The organism is Caulobacter sp. P4_E5, from assembly GCF_056401555.1.
On the sequence record NZ_JBFUJD010000122.1, the window covers coordinates 1 to 11,585 of the forward strand.

Genomic DNA, 11,585 nt, shown 5'->3' on the forward strand with positions numbered 1-11,585 from the left:
CCCAAACCCCTCTCTCTGAGAGAGAGGGAGGGGCCCACGCCGCAGGCGTGGGAGGGTGAGTGGTTACACCCTTTCCGAACGACGCTCCGGCGAAAGCTGCGGCGGCGGCGGTGCAAGCCTAGGTTCGCTTTCGAGATGCTTCAATGGAAGGCCCGGGATTTCTCGGCCAGCGGTGAAACCACTCACCCTCCCACCGCTTCGCGGCGGGCCCCTCCCTCTCTCTCAGAGAGAGGGATTCCGGATGGCCGCCACCCCCCCCATCGCTGACCTTGGGAAGGTCGCCTCCTACTCCTCCCGCAGTTCCAGCGCCGTGAACGGGGCTTGGCCGCGTTCGATGCGGATCAGGTCCAGGACGCTGACGATCTGGCGCGAACGCCAATGGCTCAGGAAATAGCCGAGCGGGCCGAGCGTGATCGTGGCGCCGATCTGGACCGCCATGGTGGTGTGCTCGCGAAGCAGGCCCATCACGCTGTCGCCAGCCAGGTCGGCGGCCAGCGCCGTGATGGTCAGCGGCAGGGTCAGGTAGCCGATGACGACCGCGCGCAGCAGCTGCTCCTGGCGCCGGGCATTGAGGTTGGCCAAAGCAGACAGAGCGTCGAAGCGCGCGTCGTCGACATCCTTCAGCAGGTCGAAGGTCTTCAGCGTCGAAGGGTTCTTGCGGAGGCCGCTGATAAAGTCGATGCCCACGTAACCCCAGGCGCCGGGCGTGTAGAAGGCCTCCGGCAGCAGGCTCCAGGTCGGGAACAGGCGCTCTAGCTTGTCCCACAGCGTCCAGACGTCGGCGCGTTCGCTCTTCACCAGGTTCTTCGCCACATACACCCCCGCACCGACTTGAGGGGACAGGCTAGGGAGCCTTTGCAGCCCTGTCGATCCTGGCCTGCGACACTCGCCTGCGCTTTGGAGCCGGTAGGAGCGCCCCCAGCGGGTGTGGCTCGAATGCGACCCTGGCTTCACGTTCGGGAACATTGCCGAAAAGAAATTTGCCCCTGCCGGTGGAAGGGTCTTTACGGCTGGAGGTCGAGATCGCGCGGACGTCCGCCGCGGCTCCCTCGACGCTCGAGTTGGGGATCCTCCTTGCGATTGAAGTTCGCTCTGTTCGCCGCCGCCGCGGCGATCCTGCCGCCGACCCTGGGTCTGGCGCAAACCGCTCAAACGACCCCGCCGGCCCAGACGGCGCCTGGCAAGCCGAAGGACGCGCCGAACGCCGTCGAGGGCGTGACGATCACCAGCGACTCGGCCGCGATGCGCACATCGATCGACCGCCGCAGCTACAGCGTCGCCAACGACCTGTCGGCCAAGACTGGCTCGATCTCGGACGCCCTGCGCAACATCCCCTCGGTCGAGGTCGACGTGCAAGGCAATGTCAGCCTGCGCGGCGATCCGAACGTCACCATCCTGATCGACGGCAAGCCCTCGGGCATGTTCAACGGCGACAACCGCGCCGACGCCCTGCAGCAGCTGCCGGCCGACAGCATCGACCGGGTCGAGGTGATGACCAACCCGTCGGCCGCCTACCGTCCCGACGGCTCGGCCGGCGTCATCAACCTGGTCACCAAGAAGACCCAGAAGCCGGGCGTCACCGGCACGGTTCGCGCCAATGTCGGCCCCGACGGCCGCTACAACGGCGGGGTCAGCGTCACGCGTCGCCAAGGCAAGGCCACCCTGTCGGGCGACGCCTCCTATCGCTTCGATCATCAGGAGGCCCGGTCGGATAGCGACCGCGCGGTGCTGGACAGCGCCAGCGGCAAGTTCCTCGAAAGCGTCCAGGACGCGGCTGTGGTCAACGAGGGCGCGGCGCTCAGCCTGCGCGGCGGGCTCGACTACGACCTCGACAAGAAGACCCGGCTGTCGGCCGAGGTGCGCTATCGCGGCATGGACTACGACAGCGACATCGACGAGTCCTACGAGGGCCGCGACGCCGCCGGCGCCGTATCGCGATCGTACCTGCGCAACAGCGTCGCCCGCCTCAAGCGCGACAACTCGGCGATCAGCGGCGACTATCGCCGCCAGCTGGGCGGGGCCGAGCACGAGCTGACCTCGCACGCCGAATACGAGTTCACCCAGTTCAAGCGCGCCTCGACCGCCTTCCAGGACGGCGTCGTCACCGTGCCCGACCAGTACGAGGCGTTCAGCTTCGGCGCCAGCCAGGCGCGCGCCAACTGGAAGCTGGACTACAGCAAGCCGCTGCCCGGCCAGGCCAAGTTCAAGACCGGCCTCGACTTCGAGGCGGCCGACAACGCCTACGACAACTACGGCGCCCGCGGCGCGACCCAGAACGGCCAGGTCGTGGATCCGGCGCGGACCAACCGTTTCCTCTACGACCAGGACGTCTTCGCCGGCTATGTGACCTATGAGCGGCCGTTTGGCGACCTGACCGTCCAGGGCGGCCTGCGGGCCGAGCAGGTCAATATCCGCACCAACCAGATCACCTCGGCCCAGAAGAACCAGAACGACTATTTCCGGCTCTATCCGACCCTGCACGCCGGTTATCGGGTCAATGACAGCAACACCTTCAACGCCAACTACAGCCGCCGCGTCCAGCGCCCGGGGCCGCAGGACCTGAACCCCTATCCGATCTACCAGGACCCGCTGAACTACCGGGCCGGCAACCCGAACCTGAAGCCGCAGGTGACCGACTCGTTCGAGCTGGGCTGGCAGTACCGCAAGGGGCCGGCCTACTATCTGGCTACGGTCTATTTCCGCGACACCAAGGACGGCGTGACCGACGTGGTCCGCAGCCTGGGCGGCGGCGTCCTGCTGACCACCCGCGAGAACCTAGCCAAGAGCCGCAGCGGCGGGCTGGAACTGGTCGCCAACGGCCGACTGACGCCGAAGCTGACCTACAACGCCAGCGCCAACGCCTTCTGGAACGAAATCGACGCCGCCAGCCTGGGCTTTACCGGCAAGCGCTCGGGCACGGCTCTGTCGGGCCGCGCGAACCTGAACTACCAGGCCACGCCGAAGGACTTCTTCCAGGCCAACATCTTCAGCTCGGGCAAGCGCCTAACGCCCCAGGGCCATCGCGAGCCGTTCAAGATGCTGAACCTGGGCTATCGCCGGAAGGTCAACGACAAGCTGTCGTTCGTGGCCACCGCCCAGGATGTGCTGGACTGGTTCCAGGACGTGGTCGTCACCGACACCCCGACGCTACGCGACAATACGCGCCGCACCGCCAATGTCCGGTCGGTGTTCGTCGGCTTCACCTACGCGTTCGGCGGCGGCAAGCCCCGGCCCGAACAGTTCGACTTCAGCGCCGGCGGCCCAAGCTAGGCCGAGCCAGGGCTAGGCCAGCCGCTTCTCGTAGCCCCAGACCTCGAGCGGGAACCAGCCCGCCGAGGTCTCGGTGGGCACGGTCTCGACGCGGGCGAGGGTCCAGCCGACTTTTTCGTAGAAGCGGGCCGCGCGGGCGTTGCCGATCGCGCAGGCTAGCCAGGGCGTGGTGATCCCGGCCTCCAGGAGCCGCGCCTCGGCGTCGGCCATTAAGGCCGCGGCCGCGCCCGTCCCCCGCGCCTCGCCGGCCAGGTAGAACTGATAGAGCTCGTCGTCCTTGATCAGGTGGAAGCCCAGCGGCGCGCCGACCGGGCCCAAGGCGCGGACGCGGGGTAGGGCGGCGGCCATCCGCTCCGTGAAGCTGTCCAGCGTGCGCAGGGCCACGAGAGCCTCGGGGACCAGCGTCAGATGCGCGTCGCGCCAGCCCTGGCGCCACAGACGGGCCAGGGCGTTCAGTTCGGAGGGTTCGGCGGGACGGGCGTCCATCTCGTCACTCTGGGTCGTTCCTCGGGGCGTTCCTCGGGGCGTTCCTGGGCCTCGGTAGCGCTTTGCGCGAAAGACCGCGACTCGGAAAGGTCGCTCGCAGTGGGGGCGGTCCAGGCTGAGGGCTGGCCCAGCGCCTTCTCGTAGCGCCAGATCTTGAGAGGATACCAGCCGCCCGGAATCTCCGTCGGGACGGTCTGCGGGCGGACCCGCGTCCAGCCGGACTTTTGGCAGAAGCGCGCGGCGCGGGCGTTGCCGATGGCGCAGGCCAGCCAGGGCGCAGTGATTCCGGCCTCCAGCAGGCGGTCCTCGGCGTCGATCATCAACAGGGTGGCGACGCCCGCGCCGCGTGATTCTTCGTCCACATAGACCTGGTTCAGCTCGTCGCCCTTGATCAGGTGAAAGCCTAGCGGCGCGCCGACCGGCCCCAGCGTGCGGACGCGGGGCAGGGCGACCGCCATGCGGTCGATGAAGCTGTCCAACGTCCGCCGCGCCACCAGCGCCTTGGGGACGAGCGGTAGATGGGCGTCGCGCCAGCCTTGCCACCAGAGGCGGGCCAGGGGGGCGAGATCGGCGGCGTGGGCGGGGCGCATGCTCATGGCTGGTCCCCCTTGGAGCCCGGCGAGGAACTGGAGGGGCCGCGCAAAGCACGACGCACCAGCTTTACTGTGAGGATAGTTAAAGCGGCCAAGGCGGCGGGAATCAGCGCCAGCAACCAAACCAGCACGACAAGGCCCAGCTGCAAGGCGGTCGTCAGGACCACCAGGGTGGGGGATTCACGGCGTTGATCTGGTGCTCTGGTCAAAGACAACATGTTGTATGTGCAACAGAAAGATCGGCCCCGACAGTTGCACTATACTACCTGTTTTGGGTTCAACCTACAGGAGAATTTTACAATTCGCTGCAGATTTATTAAGGATTTTTTAATACCTGGCGATATGGTCGAATTTGTTACCTTGGCGAATACCATAAATACCTGCGCCGAATACCTTCGCGTATCTCGACTGCTCAGGCATTGGTCAAGCTGCCTTGTTTCGGCCATCTTGAACTTTAAGTTTACCGGCGCGTTTGAGCACCTGACATGACTGATCACAGCCCGCATTTTTCTATCCGCCCTTATGGCGATCGGTGGGCCGTGGTCTCCGGCGAGGAGGTCGTGCTCGTCGCCAGCAGCCAGGCCAGCGCGCGGGCGGTCGTCGCCACCGCCGACAGCGTCCTTGAAGAGAGCGGCATCGGCCCGGCCGCCGAAACCCGGACCTTCGCGGACGACGGGGCCTAAGAAAAAAGCCCCTGGATCGCTCCGGGGGCTTTCGTTTCTCGACGGCCAGGCCGCCAGTTTGGGGCTGACCCCTTAGTGATTGTGGCGAGGCAGCTTGGCCGCCAGGTCCTGGTACTTGACCGCGAACTCCAGCACCCCGCCGGTCTCCAGCTGGCCCGTGTGGGCGCGGTAGATTTCCTGCCAGGGGGTCATGGTTTCCGGCGTGGCCGGGATCCCTTCCTTACGGCGCTCGGCGATCGTGGCCTCGTCCACCAGCGCGTCGCAGCGGCCCGTGTTGAGGTCGATGCGGATGGTGTCGCCGGTGCGCAGCCACGACAGGCCGCCGCCGATGGCGCTTTCCGGCGAGGCGTTCAGGATCGAGGGGCTGTCGGCGGTGCCCGACTGGCGGCCGTCGCCCAGGGTGGGCAGGCTCATGATGCCCTTCTTCAGCAGGTGATCCGGCGGCTGCATGTTGACGACCTCGGCCGAGCCCGGCCAGCCGATCGGCCCGGCGCCGCGAATGACGAGGATGCAGTGCTCGTCGATGTTCAGGGCCGGGTCGTTGATGCGGTGGTGATAGTCGTCCGAGCCGTCGAACACGATGGCGCGGGCTTCGAAGATGTCTTCCTGGCCGGGCTTGGACAGGTAGCGGGCGCGGAAGTCGGCGCCGATGACGCTGGACTTCATGATCGCGAAGTCGAACAGATTGCCCTTCAGCACCAGGAAGCCGGCCTTCTCGGCCAGCGGCTGGGCGTAGGGGAAGATCACCTCGCGGTCGCCGGTCTCGCGGCCTTCCAGGTTCTCGGCCATGGTCTTGCCGGTGACGGTCAGGACGTCGCCGTGCAGGCGGCCCTGCTGCAGCAGCTCCCACAGCACCGCCGGCGCGCCGCCGGCCCGGTGGAAGCGCTCGCCCAGATACTTGCCGGCCGGCTGCATGTTGACGATCAGCGGGATGTCGTAGGCCGCCCGCCAGTCGTCGGCGGTGACCTCCAGGCCCGCATGACGCGCCATGGCCGCGATGTGCGGCTGGGCGTTGGTCGAGCCGCCGGCCGCCGCCACTAGGGCGATGGCGTTCTCGAAGGCCTTCTTCGTGAGAATGTCCTTGGGCTTGATGTCCTCATAGGCCAGGTCGACGATCCGCTGACCCGTGCGATAGGCCATCTGACCGCGCTCGCGGTAGGGGGCGGGGATAGCCGCGCAGCCGGTCAGCGACAGGCCTAGGGCCTCAGCGACGGCGTTCATGGTCGAGGCGGTGCCCATGGTGTTGCAGTGGCCGGCCGAGGGGGCCGACGAGGCCGCGCGGTCGATGAACTCTTCCTCGGTGATCTCGCCGGCCGCCAGCTTGCGCCGCGAGCGCCAGATCACCGTGCCCGAGCCGACCAGCTCGTTCTCGTGCCAGCCGTCCAGCATCGGGCCGCCCGACAGGACGATAGCCGGGATGTTGACCGTGGTGGCGGCCATGATCCCGGCCGGGGTGGTCTTGTCGCAGCCAGTGGTCAAGACGACGGCGTCGATCGGATAGCCGTGCAGGGTCTCGACCAGGCCCAGATACGAGAGGTTCCGGTCCAGCGCCGCCGTCGGGCGACGGCAGTTCTCGAAGATCGGATGGACCGGAAACTCCATGGGAATGCCGCCGGCGTCGCGAATCCCGTCGCGCACCCGGCTCACCAGATCCAGGTGAATGCGGTTGCACGGCGAGATGTCGCTGCCGGTCTGGGCGATGCCGATGATCGGCTTGCCGCTTCGCAGCTCCTCCGGCGTGATCCCGTAGTTCATGAAGCGCTCCAGATAGAGCGCGGTCATGTCGATGTGGTCGGGGTTGTCGAACCAATCGCGGGACCGGAACCGGCGGGGCGTGCGGTTAGGCAAGGCGAACCTCGTATTGGGGCTGGCCCGCGACGGTGACCTGGATCGCGAACAGACCGCCGGCCAACGGATACTGGGCCAGGGTCTCGTCGCTCAGGCCCTTGCGGGCGGTGGTGAAGTAAAGGGTCTTCAGGTCGGGCCCGCCGAAGCAGGGCTTGGTGACGTTGGGCGCCGGCAGCTCGATGCGGGCCACGGCCTCGCCGGCCGGCGAGAAGCGGATGGCGCCGAAGCCGCCCCACAGGGCGGTCCAGAGGTAACCTTCGGAATCGACGACCGACCCGTCCGGATAGACGTCGTCACCGACCGCGATCTTCACGAAGACACGCTTGTTCGACAGCGTCCCGTCCAGGGCCAGGTCATAGGCCCAGATGGTCTTTTCCAGGGTGTCGGTGTTGTAGAGGGTCTTGCCGTCCGGCGAGACGCAGGGGCCGTTGGTGATGCAGATGTCCTTGTCCATCCGCGCCACGCCGGCGGCGTCCATGCGATAGAGCGCGCCGCTCTTGTTGGCCTCGCCGTCGTGCATGGTGCCGAACCACAGCCGGCCATGGGCGTCGACCGTGGCGTCGTTGGGACGGTTGTCCAACTCGGGCGCCTCGATCACCGCCAGCGGCTTGAAGCCCGACAGCGGGTGGAACTTGTAGAGGCCAGACTTCAGGCCGGCGACGAAGCCGCCGCCGATGGCCAGCGGCGCCAGGAAGGTCACCTGCTCGGGGGCGTTGATGTTCAGGGCTTCGCCGGTGGCGGGCTCGTAGCGGTGGATCGTGTGGCCCTTGATGTCCACGAACCACAGCGCGTTGCCGGTCCAGATGGGACCCTCGCCCAGAGTGGCCTTCAGATCCCAGACGCAGGTAGGAGTAACGGTCATCTGCTCATCTCAAATTGTCATCCCGGCCGCAGCGTAGCGGAGACCCGGAACCGCAAGAAGCTCAGCGCTTGCGGCGGTCCCGGCTCGGCGCGCTACGCGCTGGGCCGGGATGACAGTTTCCGCGGATCAGCGCCAGCCTGCGTCGATCCAATACTCGTGGCCGGTGCACAGCGAGGCGTCGTCGGAGGCCAGGAACAGCACCAGCGAGGCGACGTTGTCGGGGACGATGCGGCCCTTCAGGCACTGGGCCTTGACGATCTCGGCCTCGCCTTCCGGCGTGTACCACTTCTCCTGGCGCTTGGTCTTGACGTTGCCCGGCACCACGCAAGTGACGCGGATGTCGTCGGGACCCAGCTCGCGGGCCAGGGCCCTGGTCATGCCCTCGATGCCGGCCTTGGCGGTTTCGTAGAGGACCAGATCCTCCAGGCCCAGGTGCCAGCTGATCGAGCCGAAGTTGATGATCGCGCCGCCGCCGCGCTTGGCCATGCCGGGCGCCAGGGCCTGGGCCGCGAACAGCATGTGGCGCAGGTTCACGCCGATGCGGTTGTCCCAATAGGCCGGGGTGATGTCGGCCAGGGTGTGGCGGTCGTCGTTGCCGGCGTTGTTGACCAGCACGTCGACGTCGCCAACCTCGGCCAGCACGGCCTTCAGCGCGTCCAGGTCCATCAGGTCGCAGCGCTTGTAGACCGGCGCGATCGCCGCACCGGCCGACAGCTGCTCGACCAGGGCGGTGGAATCCGCATCGACGATGTCGAGGAAGATCACTTCCGCGCCCTGGCGCACGAAGCCGGCGACCAGGCCGGCCCCGATGCCCGAGCCGCCGCCAGTGATGACGACGCGCTTGCCCTTCAGGCTGGGATAGATGGCTGAGGACATGCTGCTCACGACCACGAGTAGGAGGTTTTGGTCTGGGTGAAGAACTCGACCGCCGCGAAGCCCTGTTCGCGCGCGCCGTACGAGCTGCTCTTCGTGCCGCCGAACGGCACGTGGTAGTCGACGCCGGCGGTGGCCAGGTTGACCATGGTCATGCCGGCCTTGGCGTAGCGCTGGAAGTGGCGCGCATGCTTCAGCGAGGTGGTGGCGATGCCGGCCGACAGGCCGAACTCGACGCCGTTGGCGATCTCGAGGGCCTCTTCGTAGCTCTTCACGCGGATGGTCGAGGCGACGGGCCCGAAGACCTCCTCGTTGTTGATCCGCATGCCGGCCAGGGTGTCGGCGATCAGGGTCGGCTGCACGTACCAGCCCGGATTGTCGAGCTTCAGGCGCCCGCCGCCGGTGACCACGCGACCGCCTTCGCCCGTGGCGATGTCGATGTACTTGTAGCTGGTCTCCATCTGGTCTTCGGAGACGGCCGGGCCGATCTGGGTGTTGGGGTCGAGCGCGTCGCCGACCCGCAGAGCGGCGATCTTTTCGGCCAGCAGGGCCACGAACTTGTCGTGGATGCCGTCCTGGACGATCAGGCGCGAGCTGGCGGTGCAGCGCTGGCCGGTGGCGTAGAACGAGCCGTCCAGGGCGATGGCGACGGCGCGCTCCAGGTCGGCGTCGTCCAGGATGATCAGCGGGTTCTTGCCGCCCATCTCCAGCTGCACGCGGGCCTGGCGGGCCATGGCGGCGGCGGCGACTTGCGCGCCCACGCCTTGCGAGCCGGTGAACGAGACGCCGTCGACGTCCTTGTGCTTGATCAGGGCGTCGCCCATCGAGCCGCGGCCGAACAGCATGTTGAACACGCCGGCCGGAGCGCCGCACTCCTGCATGATGTCGGCCAGCACGTTGGCCGTGGCCGGGGTCGGGCCGGCCGGCTTGATCACCACGGTGTTGCCGAAGGCCAGCGCGGGCGCGGCCTTCCAGGCCGGGATGGCGATCGGGAAGTTCCAGGGCGTGACCAGGGCGAACACGCCGACGGCCTGACGATAGGTCTGGATCTCGACGCCGGGACGGGTGCTTTCCAGGTTCTGGCCGTGGCGGCGCAGGGCCTCGCCGGCGAAGTACTTGAAGATGCGGCCGGCGCGGACGGTCTCGCCGATGCCCTCGGGGAGGGTCTTGCCCTCTTCGCGGGCCAGCAGCTTACCGATCTCGGCRCTGCGGGCGATGATGGTCGAGCCCACCTTGTCCAGCAGGTCCGAGCGGACTTCCGGCGAGGCGTCCGACCACGACGGGAAGGCCTTCTTCGCCGCGTCGACGGCGGCGTCGACCTCGGCCTGGCCGCCCATCGGCACCCTGGCGACGACATCGTTGGTGTTGGACGGGTTCAGGCTCTCGGCCGGAGCGTCGGTGGCGACGCGTTCGCCGCCGATATAGTGGCGCAGGGTGTCGGTCATAGCCGAGCTCCTTCGATCTGGATTTACAGGAGGCCGCGGCCGGCCAGGTTGCGGATCAGGGCCGAGATGCCGAACGTCCACGGCTTGGCCTTGTCGCAGGTGGTGACTTCGTTCTCGAGCACGCCCAGCTTGGGCGTCGAGACGCGAACCCGGTCGCCGACCTTGTGGGTGAAGCCTTGGCCGGGCGCGTCGCGGTCCTGGATCGGGGCGAACATGGTGCCCAGGAACAAGGCGAAGCCGTCCGGGTACTGGTGCTGCTTGCCGAACGCCTGTCCCGCCAGCACGGCGGGATCGCGGCTGATCAGGCTCATATTGCTGTGGCCGTCGAGCACGAAGTTGTCGCGGCCGGTGATCTTCAGCTCGACCTCGGCCGAGCGGACGTCGTCCAGGGCGAAGGTGGCGTCGAACAGGCGGAAGAACGGCCCGATCGCGCAGCTGGCGTTGTTGTCCTTGGCCTTGCTGAGCAGCAGGGCCGAGCGGCCTTCGAAATCGCGCAGGTTGACGTCGTTGCCCAGCGACGCGCCGCGGATCTCGCCCGAGCCGTCGCACAGCAGCACGACTTCCGGCTCCGGATTGTTCCAGTGGCTGTCATAGCGGACGCCGACATGATCGCCCCAGCCCATCGAGGACAGGGTCGGGCCCTTGGTGAAGATCTCGGCGTCGGGGCCKATGSCSACTTCCAGRTATTGCGACCACASGCCSTSGGCGATCAGGGCGTCCTTCAGACGGGCCGCGCCTTCCGAACCCGGATTGACGCTCTTGAGGTCGCCGCCCATGCGGTCGGCCAGCTGGGCGCGGATCTTCAAGGCCTCGGCGGCGTCGCCGCGCGCGCGTTCCTCGATCACCCGCTCCAGGGTCGAGACGGCGAAGGTCACGCCGGCCGCCTTCAGCACCTGCAGATCGACTGGCGCCAGTAGCTTTACGGGCGCGGCGCCGTCGGGATCTTCCCACACGGGGCGGATGTCGAGGGTTTCGAGAGGGCCCTTGTCCTCGCCGCGCGGGATGGGCGCGCCGGGGGCGAAGGCGTTCATCAGGTCGGCGACGGTGGGGGCGATCTTGGACATGTCCTCGACGCGGCCGCCGCGCACCAGCACAGGCGTCGGGCCATCGCCGAAGTCGATGCGGCCCAGCAGGGTCGCGTCTTTCCAGTCTTCCGGAAGGAATTCACTCACGCCCACGGCGTCGTCTCCCCATTGTCGAGCGTCTACAGGCTGCCGCTACTGTCGGCGGCGCTCGTTCGTCAGGCACTTGGTAGCGCTAACATGCAGGGACGGCAAGCACGTTGTCTGACCAATCTTTCTACACCCCGAACGAACCCTCTCTCATAGAGAGAGGGAGGGGCCCACGCCGAAGGCGTGGGAGGGTGAGAGGTTAAAGCGGCTCAGGCTCGGGCTCGGCGCGAAAACGGTTGAGGGTGTAACCTCTCACCCTCCCTCTCTCTATGAGAGAGGGAACATTTGGACGTCTTACTCCGCCACCGGCCCGGTCGAATCCCGCACGATCAGGGTGTGCGGATGCATCAGCT

The 11,585-nt window shown here is 67.3% G+C and carries 9 protein-coding genes and 1 pseudogene; 2 read left to right on the forward strand and 8 right to left on the reverse strand.

The features are described 5' to 3' along the window. Positions 1–285 precede the first annotated feature (285 nt). Positions 286–798, reverse strand: a complete 513-nt coding sequence (locus tag AC1DSO_RS23540) for a hypothetical protein (RefSeq protein ID WP_477071120.1) — start codon at positions 796–798, stop codon at positions 286–288. A 276-nt stretch (positions 799–1,074) separates the two neighbouring features. On the opposite strand from AC1DSO_RS23540, the gene AC1DSO_RS23545 reads away from it, so the two are divergent. Beyond that, positions 1,075–3,270, forward strand: a complete 2,196-nt coding sequence (locus AC1DSO_RS23545; protein ID WP_477071121.1) for a TonB-dependent receptor domain-containing protein — start codon at positions 1,075–1,077, stop codon at positions 3,268–3,270. A 12-nt stretch (positions 3,271–3,282) separates the two neighbouring features. Here the strand turns inward: AC1DSO_RS23545 and AC1DSO_RS23550 are convergent. Further along, positions 3,283–3,747, reverse strand: a pseudogene (locus AC1DSO_RS23550) (GNAT family N-acetyltransferase); the annotation flags it as partial. Then, entirely contained in the window at positions 3,723–4,352 is a 630-nt protein-coding gene (locus AC1DSO_RS23555; RefSeq protein WP_477071122.1) for an N-acetyltransferase family protein, read from the reverse strand. The gene AC1DSO_RS23555 and the pseudogene AC1DSO_RS23550, both read right to left, overlap by 25 nt. Before the next feature lie 482 nt (positions 4,353–4,834). Here AC1DSO_RS23555 and AC1DSO_RS23560 point away from each other — a divergent pair, with 482 nt between their 5' ends. Further along, the gene (locus tag AC1DSO_RS23560; protein ID WP_477071123.1) at positions 4,835–5,032 is read left to right on the forward strand and encodes a hypothetical protein; all 198 of its coding nucleotides are present in this window, start codon (positions 4,835–4,837) and stop codon (positions 5,030–5,032) included. Between the two features lie 72 nt (positions 5,033–5,104). Here AC1DSO_RS23560 and xylD read toward each other — a convergent pair whose 3' ends face one another. The 5 genes from xylD to AC1DSO_RS23585 all read right to left on the reverse strand — a co-directional run bounded on the left by xylD (position 5,105) and on the right by AC1DSO_RS23585 (position 11,238). Then, positions 5,105–6,880, reverse strand: coding sequence for a xylonate dehydratase XylD (gene xylD, locus AC1DSO_RS23565; protein ID WP_477071124.1), 1,776 nt, complete (start codon positions 6,878–6,880; stop codon positions 5,105–5,107). After that, a complete protein-coding gene (gene xylC, locus AC1DSO_RS23570; protein ID WP_477071125.1) occupies positions 6,873–7,742 on the reverse strand; it encodes a D-xylonolactone lactonase in 870 nt (289 codons plus the stop codon). The genes xylD and xylC overlap by 8 nt, the downstream gene beginning before the upstream one ends. A 126-nt stretch (positions 7,743–7,868) precedes the next feature. Then, the gene (gene xylB, locus AC1DSO_RS23575) at positions 7,869–8,618 is read right to left on the reverse strand and encodes a D-xylose 1-dehydrogenase (RefSeq protein WP_477071126.1); all 750 of its coding nucleotides are present in this window, start codon (positions 8,616–8,618) and stop codon (positions 7,869–7,871) included. Positions 8,619–8,623: 5 nt separating this feature from the next. After that, the gene (locus AC1DSO_RS23580; RefSeq protein WP_477071127.1) at positions 8,624–10,060 is read right to left on the reverse strand and encodes an aldehyde dehydrogenase family protein; all 1,437 of its coding nucleotides are present in this window, start codon (positions 10,058–10,060) and stop codon (positions 8,624–8,626) included. Between the two features lie 23 nt (positions 10,061–10,083). Continuing rightward, positions 10,084–11,238, reverse strand: coding sequence for a fumarylacetoacetate hydrolase family protein (locus AC1DSO_RS23585; RefSeq protein ID WP_477071128.1), 1,155 nt, complete (start codon positions 11,236–11,238; stop codon positions 10,084–10,086). Between the last annotated feature and the right edge of the window lie 347 nt (positions 11,239–11,585).